The organism is Rhizobium sp. BK376 (assembly GCF_004341625.1).
Classification (GTDB): Bacteria; Pseudomonadota; Alphaproteobacteria; order Rhizobiales; family Rhizobiaceae; genus Rhizobium.
In genome coordinates this window covers 65,289-83,189 of the sequence record NZ_SLZG01000014.1, presented here as the reverse complement: position 1 = coordinate 83,189, position 17,901 = coordinate 65,289, and the positions used below count along the sequence as shown (strand labels likewise).

At 60.7% G+C, this 17,901-nt stretch carries 15 protein-coding genes; 13 read left to right on the top strand and 2 right to left on the bottom strand.

Annotated features, from left to right (window positions below):
• The first annotated feature begins 6 nt into the window (after window positions 1-6).
• The 4 genes from EV561_RS25575 (at window position 7) to EV561_RS25560 (ending at window position 3,675) form a co-directional block, all read left to right on the top strand.
• Window positions 7-1,587 (top strand): cytochrome ubiquinol oxidase subunit I, encoded by a 1,581-nt coding sequence (locus tag EV561_RS25575; protein ID WP_132525782.1) that lies wholly within the window; start codon window positions 7-9, stop codon window positions 1,585-1,587.
• A 6-nt stretch (window positions 1,588-1,593) separates the two neighbouring features.
• The gene (gene cydB / locus EV561_RS25570; RefSeq protein ID WP_132525780.1) at window positions 1,594-2,748 is read left to right on the top strand and encodes a cytochrome d ubiquinol oxidase subunit II; all 1,155 of its coding nucleotides are present in this window, start codon (window positions 1,594-1,596) and stop codon (window positions 2,746-2,748) included.
• Between the two features lie 18 nt (window positions 2,749-2,766).
• A complete protein-coding gene (cydX, locus tag EV561_RS25565) occupies window positions 2,767-2,880 on the top strand; it encodes a cytochrome bd-I oxidase subunit CydX (RefSeq protein WP_132525778.1) in 114 nt (37 codons plus the stop codon).
• Window positions 2,881-3,012: 132 nt separating this feature from the next.
• On the top strand, window positions 3,013-3,675 hold the full coding sequence (locus EV561_RS25560; protein ID WP_132525776.1) for a sulfite oxidase-like oxidoreductase: 663 nt from the start codon (window positions 3,013-3,015) through the stop codon (window positions 3,673-3,675).
• A gap of 20 nt (window positions 3,676-3,695) precedes the next feature.
• Here EV561_RS25560 and pepT read toward each other — a convergent pair whose 3' ends face one another.
• Window positions 3,696-4,928: a peptidase T gene (gene pepT / locus EV561_RS25555; protein WP_132525774.1), complete on the bottom strand. Its 1,233-nt coding sequence runs from the start codon at window positions 4,926-4,928 to the stop codon at window positions 3,696-3,698.
• Window positions 4,929-5,025: 97 nt separating this feature from the next.
• Window positions 5,026-6,021 carry a GlxA family transcriptional regulator gene (locus EV561_RS25550; protein ID WP_132525772.1) on the bottom strand — a complete coding sequence of 332 codons (996 nt, stop codon included), beginning with the start codon at window positions 6,019-6,021 and terminating at the stop codon, window positions 5,026-5,028.
• Between the two features lie 105 nt (window positions 6,022-6,126).
• On the opposite strand from EV561_RS25550, the gene EV561_RS25545 reads away from it, so the two are divergent.
• The 9 genes from EV561_RS25545 (at window position 6,127) to EV561_RS25505 (ending at window position 17,852) form a co-directional block, all read left to right on the top strand.
• Complete coding sequence (locus EV561_RS25545; RefSeq protein ID WP_132525770.1) at window positions 6,127-7,029, top strand: 3-keto-5-aminohexanoate cleavage protein; 903 nt, start codon at window positions 6,127-6,129, stop codon at window positions 7,027-7,029.
• An 8-nt stretch (window positions 7,030-7,037) separates the two neighbouring features.
• Window positions 7,038-8,528, top strand: coding sequence for a carnitine 3-dehydrogenase (locus EV561_RS25540; RefSeq protein ID WP_132525768.1), 1,491 nt, complete (start codon window positions 7,038-7,040; stop codon window positions 8,526-8,528).
• 14 nt (window positions 8,529-8,542) lie between these two features.
• On the top strand, window positions 8,543-9,703 hold the full coding sequence (locus tag EV561_RS25535; RefSeq protein WP_132525766.1) for an acyl-CoA dehydrogenase family protein: 1,161 nt from the start codon (window positions 8,543-8,545) through the stop codon (window positions 9,701-9,703).
• A gap of 4 nt (window positions 9,704-9,707) precedes the next feature.
• Window positions 9,708-11,765: an acetate--CoA ligase family protein gene (locus tag EV561_RS25530; RefSeq protein ID WP_132525764.1), complete on the top strand. Its 2,058-nt coding sequence runs from the start codon at window positions 9,708-9,710 to the stop codon at window positions 11,763-11,765.
• Between the two features lie 4 nt (window positions 11,766-11,769).
• Window positions 11,770-12,552 (top strand): carnitinyl-CoA dehydratase, encoded by a 783-nt coding sequence (locus EV561_RS25525; protein WP_132525762.1) that lies wholly within the window; start codon window positions 11,770-11,772, stop codon window positions 12,550-12,552.
• Window positions 12,553-12,685: 133 nt separating this feature from the next.
• Window positions 12,686-14,278 carry an ABC transporter substrate-binding protein gene (locus EV561_RS25520; RefSeq protein ID WP_132525760.1) on the top strand — a complete coding sequence of 531 codons (1,593 nt, stop codon included), beginning with the start codon at window positions 12,686-12,688 and terminating at the stop codon, window positions 14,276-14,278.
• A gap of 100 nt (window positions 14,279-14,378) precedes the next feature.
• Window positions 14,379-15,404, top strand: a complete 1,026-nt coding sequence (locus tag EV561_RS25515) for an ABC transporter permease (RefSeq protein ID WP_132525758.1) — start codon at window positions 14,379-14,381, stop codon at window positions 15,402-15,404.
• Window positions 15,401-16,228 (top strand): ABC transporter permease, encoded by an 828-nt coding sequence (locus tag EV561_RS25510; protein ID WP_132525756.1) that lies wholly within the window; start codon window positions 15,401-15,403, stop codon window positions 16,226-16,228. The genes EV561_RS25515 and EV561_RS25510 overlap by 4 nt, the downstream gene beginning before the upstream one ends.
• Entirely contained in the window at window positions 16,221-17,852 is a 1,632-nt protein-coding gene (locus tag EV561_RS25505) for an ABC transporter ATP-binding protein (protein ID WP_132525754.1), read from the top strand. The genes EV561_RS25510 and EV561_RS25505 overlap by 8 nt, the downstream gene beginning before the upstream one ends.
• The last annotated feature ends 49 nt before the right edge of the window (window positions 17,853-17,901 follow it).

Here is a 17,901-nt window from a genome sequence, read left to right as displayed (position 1 = left end):
AGACAAATGGAACTCGACATTGTGGCGCTGTCGCGCCTGCAGTTCGCCATGACTGCGCTCTATCACTTTCTGTTCGTGCCGCTGACGCTTGGCCTATCCGTGTTGCTTGCCATCATGGAGACCACCTATGTCATGACCGGGCGGCAGATCTGGCGCCAGATGACCAAATTCTGGGGCACGCTCTTTGGCATCAACTTCGTCCTTGGCGTCGCCACCGGCATCGTCATGGAATTCCAGTTTGGCATGAACTGGAGCTATTACAGCTACTACGTCGGCGATATCTTCGGCGCGCCGCTGGCGATCGAGGGGCTGATGGCCTTCTTCCTGGAGGCGACTTTCGTTGGGCTTTTCTTCTTCGGTTGGGAGAAGATGTCGAAGGTCGGGCACTTGGCGGCGACTTGGGCGGTCGCGCTGGGGTCCAACTTCTCCGCACTCTGGATCCTGATCGCAAACGGATGGATGCAGAACCCCGTTGGCTCTGCACTCAATCCGCAGACCATGCGCATGGAGATCACCAGCTTCTACGATGTCGTGTTCAATCCGGTCGCCCAGGCGAAATTCGTTCACACGGTTTCGGCTGGCTATGTCTGCGCCTCCGTTTTCGTCCTCGGCGTCTCGGCCTGGTATCTCGTCAACGGCCGTAGCGTGGAACTTGCGAAGCGCTCTATGACGGTTGCTGCTTCCTTCGGCCTTGCCTCCGCGCTTTCGGTCGTCGTCCTCGGCGACGAGAGCGGTTATCTGGCGACTGAAAACCAGAAGATGAAGCTCGCCGCCATCGAAAGCATGTGGAACACCGAGCCGGCGCCTGCAGCCTTTACCGCCTTCGGTTTCCCGGATCAGCAGGCCCGCGAGACGCACTTCGCCGTCCATATTCCCTGGGTGATGGGATTGATCGGCACGCGTTCGCTCACCACGGAAATCCCCGGCATCAATCAGCTGGAGGAACAGGCCAAGACGCGTATCCGTGACGGCATCAAGGCTTACGACGCGCTGCTGCAGATCCGCTCGGCGCCGAAGCTTGACGCTGTGGCGCCGGAAGTCCGTTCCTCGTTCGAGGATCTCGGCCACGAGCTCGGCTACGCCCTTCTCCTGAAGCGCTATGTCGACGATCCCCGCCAAGCCACGGACGAGCAGATCACACAGGCAGCTCGCGACACTATTCCCAACGTGCCAACGCTGTTCTGGTCGTTCCGCATCATGGTCGGACTCGGCCTGTTCTTCATCCTGCTGATGATGACCTTCTTCTGGCTCTCCGCCCGCAGGCAGCTCGATCGTTATAGACCACTGCTTCGGATCGCAGTCTTCGCGATCCCTCTGCCCTGGGTTGCCATCGAGCTTGGCTGGGTCGTCGCAGAATTCGGCCGCCAACCCTGGATCATCGAAGGCGTGCTGCCGACCGCAGCCGGCGTTTCGAGCCTCGGCGCCAGCTCGGTTCTGCTGACGATCATCGGCTTTGCGGCGCTCTATACGGTGCTGATCATCATCGAGATGACCCTGATGATCAGGGCCATCCGCAAAGGTCCGGAACCTGACGACAGACCGGAAGCAGAACTTATTCCCGAAACCTTCGTTTCCGCTGCGGAGTAACACGCCATGATCCTGCACGAACTTATCGACTATGGAACATTACGCATGATCTGGTGGCTGTTGCTTGGCGTGCTGCTGATCGCCTTTGCCGCCACCGACGGCTTCGACCTCGGCGTTGGTACCTTGCTGCCATTCGTGGCAAAAACAGACACCGAAAGGCGCGTCGCCATCAACACGATCGGCCCCGTATGGGAAGGCAACCAGGTGTGGCTGATAACGGGCGGCGGCGCGATCTTTGCAGCGTGGCCACCCCTCTATGCCGTCTCCTTCTCGGGCTTCTATCTGGCGATGTTTGCGATCCTCTTTGCGCTCATCCTGCGCCCGGTCGGCTTCAAGTACCGCTCGAAGCGTGACAGCGCCGCCTGGAGAGCGGGTTGGGACTGGGCCCTGTTCATCGGTGGCTTCGTGCCGTCGCTGATCCTGGGCGTTGCGGTCGGCAACGTATTGCAAGGGGTACCCTTCCGCTTCGCCGACGACATGCGCATCTTCTACGAGGGCTCATTCTTCGGGCTGCTGAACCCCTATGCCTTGCTCTGCGGCCTGTTGTCCGTCGCCATGTTCATCATGCATGGCGCCGCCTGGCTTCAGCTCAAGGCATCCGGTCCGGTCGCTGAACGCGCCCGCACCTATGGCAGCTTCGCGGCACTTGTCGTCATAGTGCTCTTTGCGCTTGGTGGGCTCTTTCTGTGGTACGGCATCGATGGCTATCGCATCACCAGCGAGATCAGCACGATCGGGCCGTCCAACCCGCTTCTGAAGACGGTCGATCGCGGTTCGCGCATCTGGTTTGCCAACTACAGCACGCACCCCTGGATGCTGATCGCTCCGATCCTCGGTTTCGTCGGCGCGATGGCGGCATTCCTCCTGATGCTGGCGCGGCGCCCGGGCGCCACGATGATGTTCAGCGAGCTGTCGATCTTCGGTATCATTTCGACTGTCGGCCTCTCGATGTTCCCCTTCATCCTGCCGTCGTCGCTGGATCCGAGATCGAGCCTTACCGTCTGGGATGCCTCATCCAGCCACACGACGCTGTTCACCATGCTCGTCGTGGTCGTGATCTTCCTGCCGATAATCCTCGCCTACACGAGCTGGGTCTACCGGGTGCTCTGGGGCAAGGTCGATGCAGATACTGTCAACGACAAGGGCGGTCACGCCTACTGACCCGGAAAGGAGAATGAAATGTGGTATTTCGCCTGGCTCCTGGGCCTGCCCCTGGCAGCCGCCTTCGCCGTCCTCAACGCTATATGGTACGAACTGATGGATGACGAAGCGAAGAAGAAAAAGCGCAGCTAGTACATATCGCGGCCGGGCCTAATCCCCGGCCGCATGCCTTTCACATGGAGCCTCGCGCCCCATCGCCGCTCCCCGCTTGACACCGCGTCGATGCGGATGCCCTATTGAACTGTTTGCATAGGGAAGGCCCACATGAGCGACGAAGACGCAGCGACCGATAGCAAGCTCACCCTTTCGAAGCGCCGCTGGGCCGCAGAGGGCAAATTTCTGACCGGTCGCATCAGTCGCCCTGAAACTGAGCGGCTGCCGCCGGGCCAGCATCTCGTCAAGAACTGGCCTGTGCTGGACCTCGGGCAGCAGCCCGAGATTTTGACATCCGGTTGGCGGCTCGAAGTGAGCGGCCTTGTCGAAAATCCGCTTATCTTCCGCTGGGCCGATTTCCAGGCGCTCGAACAGAGCACGCGCGTCACCGATATTCATTGCGTGACGACGTGGTCGCGCTACGACAATCGCTGGGAAGGTGTCTCGACGCGCGAATTGCTCGATCTTGTCATGCCGAAGGCCGAGGCACATTACGTCATGCTGACCAGCTATGATGGCTACAAAACCAATCTACCGCTTGCCGATTTTGCCGCCGAAGACGCCATCCTCGCCACGGCCTGGGAGGGGCAGCCACTCAGCGCCGAACATGGCGGACCGATGCGGCTGGTGGTCCCTCACCTCTACTTCTGGAAAAGTGCCAAGTGGCTGCGTCGCATCGATCTGCTGCGGGCGGATAAAGCCGGGTTCTGGGAGATGAACGGCTATCACATGTACGCCGACCCCTGGAAGGAACAGCGCTACTCCGAGGATTGATCATCCGCCTTGCGGCGAGACTAGCTCCGCTCCTCCCAGACCTTCGCGAGCTCCACGATCGTCTTGGCCGCTTTCTCCATGTCTTGCCGGCTGACCCATTCGAGCGGCGAGTGAAAGGCATGGCCGCCAGCGAAGATGTTGGCGCAGGGCAAACCCATGAATGACAGCCGGGACCCATCCGTGCCACCACGGATGCTGCCGCGCACCGGTGTCATGCCCGCACGCCTGATGGCATCGACTGCGTTTTCGACAATCTCCGGGTGGCGATCGAGGACGACCTTCATGTTGCGGTACTGATGCTTGACCTCGAAGGTGTAGGAGGAACCGGGGTAGCCGACCATGACCTCCTTCACGATCGCCTCGAGCATCTCTTCCTTGGTCGTCAGGGCTTCATCCGTGAAATCGCGGATGATAAAGCCGATCGTGGCCTTTTCCATCGAGCCGACCACGCCGGTCGGGTGAACAAAGCCCTGCCTGCCTTCGGTGGTTTCAGGCGCAACGTCCTTCGGCAGGCGGTCGATGATCGCGCCGGCGATCTTGATGGCATTTTCCATCCTTCCCTTGGCAAAGCCCGGATGGATGGCAACGCCCTGGATAGTGATCTCGACACCATCGGCCGAAAAGGTTTCGTCCTCGATATGGCCCGCCGTTTCGCCATCCATCGTATAGGCGAACTGGGCGCCGAGCTTTTCCAGATCGACCTTGTTGACGCCGCGCCCGATCTCTTCATCAGGCGTGAAGAGGATTTTGATCGTTCCGTGCTTGATATCCGGATGATCGACCAGGAATTTCGCCGCGGTCATGATTTCGGCCAAGCCGGCCTTGTCGTCGGCTCCGAGCAGGGTCGTGCCATCCGATGTGACGATGTCATTGCCGATCTGGTCGGCGAGCGCCGGATGATCCTTCAAGCGAATGATCTGCTGCGGATCACCGGAAAGCTGGAGATCGCCGCCGCGATAGTCACGCACCATCTGAGGCTTGACGTTCGTTCCCGTGAAATCGGGCGCCGTGTCCATATGTGAACAGAAGCAGATTACCGGGACCGACTTGTCCGTGTTCGACGGAACGGTTGCGTAGACATAGCCGTGCTCATCCAGATGCGCATCGGAAAGGCCGATGGCCAGCAATTCCTCGACCAACAGACGACCGAGGTTCTTCTGCTTTTCCGTGGAGGGCTGCGCCAGGGATTTGGGATCGGATTGGGTGTCGATGACAACGTAGCGAAGAAAGCGGTCTGTAACGGTATCGGTCATGGTGCAACAGGTCCAATATGTGCTCTTGAAGCGTCGACCTTAACCTCCACGGCCGCTCTCGTGAATGCCCTTTTTCCCCAAAGGAGCTCTTCGCCGTTCAACTCGCCGAACTCATGGCAACGGATCGTGCGCGAAGCCGGCGGCGCGTCTCGGAGGGGCTTTCGGAGAAACTCGCCCGATAGCTCCGCGCAAAAGCAGAGGCGGAATTGAAGCCGGTTGCCGCTGCGATGTCTGCGAGGGAAGATCTTGTCTCGATGACCTTGCGACGTGCTGCATTGAGCCGCAGGGCGAGGTAATGCACATGCGGTGGCGCGCCCAGACTATCCCGGAAAAGCCCCTGCAAGTGGCGGGCACTGACGCCGACCCGGCGGGCAAGTCGCGTCAGCACCAATGGCTGCTCGATGTTCTCCTCCATCATTCTGACGGCTTGCGCGACTCGTGGATCGCGCATGTCAAGTCCCGCCGCTGCCGGCGAAAGCGATCCATCGGTCAGCTGGAATGGCGCCTGCTGATAGCTGAAGAGACGGCTGACCTCCAAGGCCAGCGAATAACCCTGCCGCCGCCTGATCACCTCGAGCATGAGGTCGATCGTCGGTAGCGAGCCGCTTGTCGTTATCCGCTTGCCGTCGATGACGAAGCGGTCCTGCACGCATCTCACCTGCGGATAGGCGGCGGAAAACTCCTCGAAATCCTCCCAGTGGATGGTGGCGGACACGTCATCGAGCAGGCTGGATTCCGCCAGCAACCACGTGCCCGACTCGATACCTGCGATGAAGGAACGATAACGCGCAGTCTGGGATAACTGCATCTTCAACGACGAGGTCGCACTACGCTGCCAATTGTAGCTCGCCACCACAAAAAGCGGGGCTGCATCACGCTGCGGCCGGAAGGGACCTTCCGCGGACACCGCGAGATGGCACGTCGTTTCGACCGGCTCGCCTTCTGAGGTGAAGACCCGCCAACGATATATCTCGCTGCCCGCTATACGATTCGCACCGCGCAAGGGCTCGATGACAGATGCGAGCAGAATGAGGTTAGTTTCCGGCAAGACCAGAAGATCGATATCGAGCCGTTCATTGGAGGCAGTTAGCATATTGGATCGCCCGTCTTTTTCCGGAAATGTATAGAATGCATCCGTAAATGCAAAGCATGTTCGTCACTCTTGTTTCGTAATGGTCACAAAACGAGGGAGAACAAAATGCCTCTTGCGATGAACCGCGATGTCTTCATCACCTGCGCCGTGACCGGTGCCGGCGACACCACCAGTCGGTCGAACCACGTGCCGATCACGCCGAAACAGATCGCCGATTCCGCCATCGATGCCGCCAAGGCCGGCGCAGCCGTGGTCCATTGCCACGTCCGCGATCCGGAGACCGGCGCTGCCAGCCGTCGCAACGACCTCTACAAGGAAGTGACCGATCGAATCCGCTCCGCGGATATCGACGTCGTGCTTAACCTGACCGCCGGCATGGGCGGCGATCTGATCTTCGGCGATGTCGAAAGCCCTCTCCCGCTCAACCCCAAGGGTACGGATATGGCCGGCGCCACGGAGCGCGTTTCGCACGTTGCCGAATGCCTGCCGGAGATTTGCACGCTCGATTGCGGCACGATGAACTTCAATCTCGGCGACTATGTCATGACCAATACGCCGGCCATGCTGCGCGCCATGGCAAAGAAGATGACGGATCTCGGCGTCCGTCCGGAAATCGAAGCCTTCGACACCGGCCATCTCTGGTTCGCGAAGCAATTGGTCGAGGAAGGCCTGATCCAGGATCCGGTGCTGATCCAGCTTTGCATGGGCATTCCGTGGGGCGCGCCGGACGACCTCAATACCTTCATGGCGATGGTCAACAACGTTCCGTCATCCTGGACCTTCTCGGCATTCTCGATCGGCCGAAACGCCCTCGCCTACCCGGCTGCCGCAGTGCTCGCGGGCGGCAATGTCCGTGTCGGCCTTGAAGACAACCTCTATGCCGGCAAGGGCGCGCTCGCCACCAACGCGCAGCTCGTCGAAAAGGCGGTCACCGTCATCGAGGGAATGGGCGCGCGGATCATCGGACCGGAAGAGGTCCGCACCAAGCTGAAACTGACGAAGCGCTGAGGGTGGCCATGAGCAAGATCAGACAGGCCGCCTGCGTCGGCGGCGGCGTCATCGGCGGCGGCTGGATCGCCCGGTTTCTGCTGGCCGGGATCGACGTCAAGGTGTTCGACCCGCATCCGGATGCCGAACGCATCGTCGGCGAAGTGCTGGCCAATGCCGAAAAGGCATATGCGATGCTGACAGGGGCTCCGCTACCGCCGCGTGGCAAGTTGACTTTCAGCAAGACGCTTGAGGAAGCCGTTGCGGGTGCCGACTGGATCCAGGAGAGCGTACCGGAACGGCTCGACCTCAAGCGCAACGTGCTGACGCAGATCGATGCCGCAGCTAGGCCCGATGCGCTGATCGGCTCGTCCACCTCGGGCCTTCTGCCGACCGATCTGCAGCGCGACATGAAACATCCCAAGCGGCTGTTCGTGGCGCATCCCTATAATCCGGTCTATCTTCTGCCGCTGGTCGAAATCGTCGGCGGTGAGAAGACGTCGGCCGAGACGATCAAGTCCGCGATGGACAAGCTTGTCCCCATCGGCATGAAGGGCGTTCACATCGCCAAGGAGATCGAGGCTTTCGTCGGCGACCGCCTGCTGGAAGCGCTCTGGCGCGAGGCTCTTTGGCTTATCAAGGACGACATCTGCACCGTCGAGACACTGGACGACGTCATCCGTTATTCCTTCGGCCTGCGCTGGGCCCAGATGGGTCTGTTCCAGACATATCGCATCGCCGGCGGCGAAGCAGGCATGCGCCATTTCCTCGCCCAGTTCGGACCCTGCCTTGCGTGGCCCTGGACGAAGCTGACCGATGTCGTCGATCTCGATGATGCTCTGGTCGAAAAAATCGGCCAGCAATCCGACGAACAGGCCGACGGCCTGTCGATCCGCGAACTCGAGCGCATCCGCGACGAAAATCTTGTCGGCATTTTCCACGCCTTGAAGGGTGGGCATGGCGGCAAGGGCTGGGGCGCTGGAAAGCTGCTCAAGGAGTTCGAGGCGACGCTTTGGGCCTCGGCAGGCAGCGACAAGACCCTGCATGATACGGCAAGACCACTCCGTCTCGTTGAAACCAAGGTCAGCCCCGCCTGGGTCGATTACAATGGCCATATGACCGAGCATCGCTACCTGCAGGTCTTCGGCGACACCTCCGATGCGCTGCTGCGGCTGATTGGCGTCGATCTCGCTTATGTGGAGGGCGGCCACAGCTACTATTCTGTCGAGACGCATATTCGCCATCTCGGCGAGGCCAAGCTCGGCCACGCCATCTATTCGACCTGCCAGGTTCTTTCCGCCGACGAAAAGCGACTGCAGGTGTTCCATACGATTTACGAGACTGCTTCCGGAGAGGCGATTGCCACAGCGGAGCAGATGCTGCTGCATGTGGATACGAAGGCCGGAAGAGCGACGCCCGCACCAGCAGAGGTGTTCGCGAAGGTCAATGCGATTGCGGCGGAACACGCCAAACTGCCGACGCCGGAGGGAGCCGGCCGACATGTGGGACAAAAACGCTAAGGGGAGAGCGGATCATGAATTTCGGATTGAGCGAAGAGCAGGAATTGATCGTCAAGACGGTCCGGGACTTCGTCGAGACCGAAATCTATCCGCATGAAAACGAAGTCGAGCGCACCGGCATCGTGCCGCGAGAACTCGGGCAGGAAATCAAGCGCAAGTGCCTCGAGCTCGGCTTCTTTGCTTGCAATTTCCCCGAAGAGGTCGGCGGTGCCGGCCTCGATACGTTGACCTTCACGCTGGTCGAACGGGAACTGGGACGAGGATCGCTCGGCCTCACCGTCTATTTCGGCCGTCCGTCCGGCATCCTGATGGCCTGCGAGGGCGAGCAGCGCGATCGCTATCTCCTGCCTGCGGTTCGCGGCGAGAAGTTCGATGCTCTGGCAATTACGGAGCCTGATGCCGGCTCCGACATGCGTGGCATGAAATGTGCCGCCCGACCCGATGGTTCGGACTGGGTGCTGAACGGCACGAAGCATTTCATCTCCCATGCCGATATTGCCGATTTCGTCATCGTCTTTGCTGCGACCGGCGAGGAGGAGACGGCAAAGGGCACGAAGAAGAAGATCACCGCCTTTCTCGTCGACCGAGACACGCCGGGCTTCGAAATCCGCAAGGGCTACGAGTCGGTATCCCATCGCGGCTATCACAACTGCATTCTTAACTTTACCGATTGCCGCCTGCCGGCGTCGCAAATTCTCGGCGAGCTGCACAAGGGATTTGAGATTGCAAATCAATGGCTTTCCGGCACACGCTTGACCGTGGCTGCAACCTGCATCGGCCGTGCCAGGCGCGCATTCGATCTTGCGCTCTCCTATGCAGCGGAACGCAAGCAGTTCGGCAAGCCCATCGGCGCCAACCAGGGTGTCTCCTTCAAGCTTGCCGACATGATCACTGAGATCGATGCCGCCGAATGGATGACGCTGGCTGCCGCGTGGCGGGTCGACCAGGGTCTGCCGGCCAACAGGGAAATCTCCTCGGCCAAGCTGTTTGCGACAGAGATGCTAGCCTGCGTCACCGACGAGGCAATCCAGATCTATGGCGGCATGGGATTGATGGATGACCTGCCGCTTGCCCGTTTCTGGCGCGACGCCCGCGTCGAGCGCATCTGGGACGGCACCTCGGAAATCCACCGGCACATCATCAGCCGCGACCTGTTGCGGCCCTTCGGAGCGTAACCGGATGGTCCAAGCGTCACTCGACCGCCTCATCAGACCGAAATCCATCGCCGTTTTCGGCGGCAGAGAAGCGCGGCGGGTGATCGAGCAATGTGATCGCATGGGGTTTGCCGGAGAGATCTGGCCCGTGCATCCGAAGCTGGACGAGGTGCTTGGTCGCCGATGCTACCGGTCCGTCGCTGACTTACCGGCAGCGCCGGACGCGGCGTTCGTCGGCGTCAACCGAACGCTGACGATCGACATCGTCCGAGATCTGGCCGAACGGGGCGCCGGTGGCGCTGTCTGCTATGCCTCCGGCTTTCGCGAAGCTGTAGCTGAACTTGCCGATGGCGCCGAATTGCAGGCGGCGCTTGTTGATGCCGCCGGCGATATGCCGATTATCGGTCCGAACTGCTATGGCCTTATCAACGGCCTTGATGGCGCATTGCTTTGGCCGGACCAACACGGCGTCCTTCGCACCGAAGGCGGCGTTGCCATCCTGACGCAATCGTCCAACATCGCCATCAATCTCTCCATGCAGACACGCGGTCTGCCGATCGCCTATCTGATGACCGCCGGCAATCAAGCGCAGACAGGAATTTCGGACCTCGCCTGCGCGGTCCTCGAAGATCCTCGCGTCACTACCGTCGGCCTACACATCGAGGGCTTCGATAGTCTTGCGGCCTTGCAACGCCTTGCAATGCGCGCCCGCGAACTCAAGAAGCCGGTGGTCGCGTTAAAGGTCGGCAAATCGGAAAAGGCGCGACGGGCGACCGTCTCGCATACCGCTTCGCTCTCCGGCAGCGATGCGGTTTCCGCCGCCATACTGGATCGCCTGGGCATCGGCCGCGTCTCGACATTGCCCGAGATGATCGAAACGTTGAAGCTGCTCCATATCGCCGGCCCTCTCGCCAGCGCCGAGATATCGTCGATGAGCTGTTCCGGTGGTGAGGCGTCGCTGATGGCTGATGCAGCGGTAGGTCGCCGCGTTGACTTTCGCGCACTGACACCCGGGCAGGTACCACCCCTACGCCGAACCCTCGGCGAGATGGTCACCCTGTCCAATCCGCTCGACTACCACACCTTCGTCTGGGGAGATCGCATCCGGCTGACGGAGGCTTTTTCCGCGATGTTTGCCGGAGGGTACGCTCTCAATCTCGTCGTCCTGGATTTCCCCAGAGCCGACCGCTGCGATGGAGCCGACTGGATGACAACAGTGGACGCCGTGATCGATGCCTCCACTGCTACGGGCGCACGCGCCGGCATCGTCGCAACGCTTGGCGAGAACATGCCCGAACAGGTCGCATTGGGGCTGACGCAGGCCGGGGTCGTCCCTTTCAGCGGAATCAGCGAAACCCTTGCAGCAGCGGAAACGGCTGCGGCCATCGGAGCAGCCTGGCAACGCGCTGAACCGCCAAAGTTTCTGGACACTACCCCTCAAGATGGCGACGCCGTTCTTTTGACGGAGGCCGAAGCAAAGGCTGAACTGGCGCTGTTCGGCGTTGCGATACCCAAGAGCCGCACGGCCACGACACCGGACGCGGCGGCGAGTGCCGCGGCCGAAATCGGCTTTCCGGTCGCCCTCAAGGGGCTGGGTGTAGCTCATAAAACCGAAGCGGGGGCGGTTCGGCTCAATCTTCAAGACGCGGAGAGCGTCTCAGCCGCAGCTCGATCGATGGCTGGGATCAGTTCAGGTTTCCTCGTCGAAAAGATGATCCCCGCGCCAGTAGCCGAGCTGATCATCGGCGCGGCGCGCGATCCCGTCGCCGGTCTTTACCTCACGGTTGGTGCCGGCGGAATCCTTGTGGAATTGCTTGAAGATTCTGCAATTTTGGTATTGCCTACGACGGAGGAGGAAATCGCCGCGGCGCTCTCGCAACTTAGGATCAGCAAGTTGATCATGGGTTATCGCAACGGCCGTAAGGGTGACTGGCGGGCTCTGGTCCGGACCGTCGCATCGGTGGCAGATTATGTCGCTTCAAACGCTGCAATGCTGGAGGAACTGGACATTAATCCCTTGATGGTTCTCGCAGACGGCGAAGGTGTCGTTGCGGCAGATGCGCTCGTCAGGCGAAGGAGGTAAGGCATTGGATAGCCCCATTCGCACCAAGCGTGTCGGCGGCATATTGGAGGTCACGGTCGACCGACCGAAGGCCAATGCTATAGACCTTGCTACCAGCCGTTTGATGGGAGAGATTTTCCGCGGCTTTCGCGATGACGCCGAATTGCGCGTGGCCATCATTACTGGGGCGGGCGAAAAGTTCTTTTCGGCCGGCTGGGATCTGAAGGCAGCGGCCGCCGGTGATGCAGTCGACGGCGATTATGGCGTCGGCGGCTTTGGCGGTCTCCAGGAATTGCGCGACCTGAACAAGCCGGTCATCGCGGCGATCAACGGCATCTGTTGCGGCGGTGGGCTGGAGATTGCGCTCTCCGCCGATCTCATCCTTGCAGTGGAGTCCGCCACCTTCGCACTGCCGGAAATCCGTTCGGGTACGGTTGCAGATGCGGCTTCGATCAAGCTGCCAAAGCGCATTCCCTATCATATAGCCATGGACATGCTGCTGACGGGCCGCTGGCTGGATGCGCAGGAAGCGCATCGCTGGGGCTTCGTCAACGAAATCCTTGGCGCAGACAAGCTGATGGAGCGAGCCTGGGAACTCGCCCGTCTTCTGGAAAAAGGGCCGCCGCTCGTTCAGGCGGCCATCAAGGAAGTGGTTCGCGAAGCGGAGGGCATGACCTTTCAGACTGCCATGAACAAAATCACCAAAAGGCAGTTTCGGACGGTCGACGTCCTCTATTCGAGTGAGGATCAACTGGAAGGTGCCCGCGCTTTCGCCGAGAAGCGGGAGCCGGTCTGGAAAGGGAAATGACGAGGCCGGCGACAACCGTGCCGAATAACCGCGAATGATCGTGGGCAGCCGGGCAATCTGCGAGAGGAAACGCAGCTTTGAACCTACTGGCCGGGATTTCACTTTTAAAACTCGAACAAGAAGGAAAAGGGGAATGACCGAATATACCAAATATCTCGCCGGTCGCGTGACCGCGGGAGGCATGAGCCGCCGCGAATTCATGGGCCGCGCCATGGCCGCCGGGTTGACGCTCGCCGCGGCCGACAGCCTGTTTACATCAAGCGCTTCCGCTGCCGATACGCCCAAGAAGGGCGGCCACCTGAAGCTCGGCCTCGAAGGCGGCGCCTCGACGGATTCGATCGATCCGGCAGCAGCGACCTCGCAGGTCATGTTCTGCGCCGTGCGCACCTGGGGCGACACGCTCGTCGAAACGCATCCGCAGACCCGCAAGCCGCTGCCGTCGCTTGCCGAATCCTGGTCGTCTTCGCCGGATGCCAAGATCTGGACCTTCAAGATCCGCAAGGGCGTGCAGTTCCACAACGGCAAGGAAATGACGATTGACGACGTCGTCGCCACCCTGCACCGCCATTCCGACGAGAAGTCGCAATCCGGCGCGCTCGGCATGATGAAAGCGCTGACGAAGATCGAGAACCAGAACGGCGACCTCGTCATCAGCCTCGACCAGGGCAATGCCGACATGCCGGCGCTGCTGACCGACTATCACCTCGTCATCCAGCCGAATGGCGGCGTGGACAACCCGACCGCAGGCATCGGCACCGGTCCCTATAAGGTGACGAATTTCCAGGCCGGCGTTCGCATGACCTTCGAGAAGAACCCCAACGACTGGCGCACGGATCGCGGCTATGTCGACAGCGTCGAACTCATCACCATGAACGATGCGACGGCCCGTATCGCGGCGCTGACATCAGGCCAGGTACACTATATCAACCGCGTCGACCCGAAGACGGTCAGCCTCTTGAAGCGCGCTCCGAACGTCCAGCTGCTGACGACGGCCGGCGGCGGCCACTACGTCTTCATCATGCATTGCGACACCGCGCCCTTCGATAACAACGACCTGCGCCTCGCTCTGAAGTACGCGATCGATCGCGACGAGATGGTCAAGCGCATCCTCGGCGGCTACGGCTCGCTCGGCAACGACTTCCCGATCAACAACACCTATGCTCTCTTCCCCGAGGGCATCGAGCAGCGCAAATACGATCCGGACAAGGCCTCCTTCCACTACAAGAAGTCCGGCCATAGCGGCTCCATCCTGCTGCGCACGTCGGAAGTCGCCTTCCCGGGCGCCGTCGATGCCTCCGTGCTGTTCCAGGAAAGCGCCAAGAAGGCCGGCATCCAGCTGGAAATCAAGCGCGAACCGGGCGACGGCTACTGGACCAACGTCTGGAACAAGCAGCCCTTCTCCGCTTCCTATTGGGGCAGCCGCGCGACGCAGGACCAGTTCTATTCCGGTGCCTATCTCTCCACCGCCGACTGGAACGACACCCGTTTCAAACGCCCGGATTTCGACAAGCTGCTGATCCAGGCCCGCGCCGAACTCGACGAGACCAAGCGCAAGGACCTCTATCGCCAGATGGCGATGATGGTTCGCGACGAAGGCGGCACTATCCTGCCGATGTTCAACGACTTCGTGAACGCCGGCACCAAGAAGCTGATGAACTACGTTCAGGACATCGGCAATGACATGTCGAACGGCTACGTCGCCACCCGCGTCTGGCTCGACACCTGATGCCTGAAGCCGGGCCTATTGCCCGAAAATCCGGAACCAGGACCGCAGGCGATCCGCCTGCGGTCCTTCCCCGTTTGTTTCAGCGCGAGGCGAGCCTGCCATGTCCAATCCCGTAGAAGTCGCCAATCCTGTCGAAGTCGGCGGCCTTCCAGGTCGAAGACTGCGCGAGCGTTTTCCGCTCGTCTTTCTCATCTTCGAACGACTGGTGCTGAGCATCATCCTGTTGTTTGCCGTGTCTATCCTCATCTTCGGCGGCGTCCAGGCGCTTCCCGGCGACTTTGCGACGACCTATCTCGGCCAGTCGGCAACGCCGGAGGCCGTCGCCAACATTCGCGAGGAACTGGGGCTCAACCAACCGGTGACGACCCGCTATTTCCAGTGGCTCGGGCATGCGGTCGAGGGCGATTTCGGAACCTCTTGGGCGAGCAAGAATTCGGTGAGCGAGCAAATCGGCAACCGTTTGGGCAACTCGCTCTTTCTTGCCGGCTTCGCGGCTTTGATTGCCGTGCCGCTTGCCGTCGGCCTGGGCATGCTCTCGGTTCATTATCGCAACCGGCTGCCAGACAAGATCATCAACGTCGTTTCGCTCGCGGCGATCTCGCTGCCGGAATTCTTCATCGGCTATCTGCTGATCATGTTCTTTGCCGTCAAATTCGGCGTCGCCACCTTTCCGGCCACGGTTTTCGACGGCATGGATTTCCTTGACCGGTTGAAGGCGATTGCGCTTCCGACCGCCACGCTCGTGCTTGTCGTCCTTGCCCATATGATGCGGATGACGCGGGCGGCGATCCTCTCTGTCATGTCGTCGGCCTATATGGAAACGGCAGAGCTCAAGGGCCTCAGCGCCTTTCGGGCCATCGTCAAGCATGCGGCACCCAATGCACTGGCGCCGATCGTCAATGTGGTAGCGCTTAACCTTGCCTATCTCGTCGTCGGCGTCGTCGTGGTCGAGGTGGTCTTCGTCTATCCCGGCATGGGTCAATACATGGTGGATGCGGTGACGGTGCGTGACATGCCCGTCGTGCAGGCCTGCGGCCTGATCTTCGCCGCGGTCTATATCCTCCTTAACATGGTGGCCGACATTCTGGCGATCGTCGCCAATCCACGCCTGAGGCATCCGCGATGAGATTGAGAGATATTCCCATCACTGCCTGGGTCGGCATTCTCGGCATCCTTCTCGCACTCATATGCGCCATCTTTGCTCCCTGGATTGCGCCCTATGGCGAGACCCAGGTTCTTGGCGACGTCTGGGCGCCGGCCGATGCCAACTATTTCTTCGGCCTCGACAATCTCGGCCGCGACATCCTCTCGCGCCTGATCTACGGCGCGCGGACGACGTTGTTCGTCGCACTCGGCGCGACCCTCATCTCCTTCTCGCTCGGCATCATCCTCAGCTTCACGGCGGCGGTTTCCCGCGGCCTGATCGACCTTATCTTCTCGCGCTTCAACGATCTGATGATGTCGATCCCGACGCTGATCTTTGCGCTGGTCGTGCTGGCGGTTCTGCCGCAGAACCTAATCGTGCTGATCCTCGTCATGGCGATCCTCGACTCCACCCGCGTCTATCGCCTCGGCCGCGCCGTCGCCCTCGATGTCGCTGTCATGGAGTTCGTGGAGGCCGCGAAGCTGCGCGGCGAAGGCAAGGTCTGGATCATCTTTCGCGAGATCCTACCGAACACGCTGTCGCCGCTGCTGGCAGAGTTCGGCCTGCGTTTCGCCTTTGCCATTCTATTCCTCTCGACCCTCTCCTTCCTCGGCCTCGGCATCCAGCCGCCGGCGGCCGACTGGGGCGGCATGGTCAAGGACAACAAGGACGGCATCATTTTCGGCGTTTCGGCTGCACTCGTGCCTGGCGCCGCCATTGCGGCGCTCGCCGTCTGTGTCAATCTGGTGGTCGACTCGCTCCTGAAACGGACATCCAGCCTCAAGGGAGGACGCGGCGATGCCTGAACTTCTTTCGGTTCGTGATCTGAAGATCGAGGCGACAAGCTATCCGCCCGGCGAGCCGCCCAAGCGGGTGACCATCGTCGACGGCGTTTCCTTCGATCTCCAGAAAGGCAAGGTGCTCGGGCTGATCGGTGAGTCAGGCGCCGGCAAATCGACCATCGGCCTTTCTGCCCTCGCCTATGGTCGTGGCGGTGCCGAGATCACCGGCGGCGAAGTGCTGCTCGACGGGCAGAACCTCCTGACCCTCGGCAAGTCAGGCATTCGCAAGGTGCGCGGCGCCCGCGTCTGCTATGTCGCGCAGTCGGCCGCTGCTGCATTCAACCCCGCTCACAAGCTCGGCGGCCAGGTCATCGAAGCGTCAGTCAAGCACGGCCTGATGAGCAAGGAAGAGGCGAAGAAGCGGGCGCTCTATCTGTTCCGCGTCCTCGGCCTCCCCAATCCGGAGGGCTTTGGCGATCGCTTTCCCCATCAGGTGTCCGGTGGCCAGCTGCAGCGCGCCATGACGGCAATGGCGCTCTGCTCGAATCCCGAGCTCATCGTCTTCGACGAGCCGACCACCGCTCTTGACGTCACGACCCAGATCGACGTGCTCGCCGCCATCAAGCACGCGATTGAGGAGACCAATACCGCGGCGCTCTACATCACCCATGATCTCGCCGTCGTTGCGCAGATTTCCGACGACATCATGGTTCTGCGCCACGGCAGACGAGTGGAATACGGTACCGCGCAACAGATCATCGAGGCGCCTCGCGAAGATTATACGAGGGCCCTCGTCAATGTCCGTCAGGACAAGCGTGAGGAGGCTCCCGACCAGAGTTCGGCCCTGCTGAAGGTGGAGAACGTCACCGCCGGCTATCCCAACGGCTTCAAGGTCTTGTTTGACATTTCGCTGCATGTGCCGAAGGGACAGACGCTTGCCGTCGTCGGCGAATCCGGTTCCGGAAAATCGACGCTCGCCCGCGTTATCACCGGGCTTCTGCCACCGTTGCAGGGTACCCTCTCATTCGACGGCAAGCCGTTATCCAAGGCACTGAAGGGCCGGTCGAACGACGATCTTCGTCGTATCCAGCTGATCTATCAAATGGCTGATACCGCGATGAACCCCCGCCAGACGGTGCGTGACATCATCGGCCGGCCACTGACCTTCTATTACGGCTTGCGGGGCGCGGCGAAGACAGCGCGGGTGAAGGAGTTGCTCGAACATATCGAAATGAGCAACGGCTTCGTCGATCGCTATCCCGCCGAACTCTCCGGTGGCCAGAAGCAGCGCGTTGCGATTGCCAGAGCACTGGCGGCCAATCCGGAGATGATCCTCTGCGACGAGCCGACATCGGCGCTTGATCCACTGGTTGCAGAAGGCATCCTCAAGCTATTGATGCGGCTGCAGGAAGAGCAGCAGCTCTCATATATCTTCATCACCCACGACATCGCCATTGTCCGCGCCATCGCGGACTCGGTTGCCGTGATGCATCGAGGCAAATTGGTACGCTTCGGGCCAAAGTCGAAAGTGCTCTCTCCGCCTTTCGACGACTACACCGATCTCCTGCTGAAATCCGTTCCCGAAATGGAAATCGGTTGGCTTGAGAAGGTGCTCACGACGCGAAAGATGGCCAGTGCCGGAAATTGACCAAGCGGTCTTTCGGGACCGACAGGTGTAATGGAACATGGATTTTGAC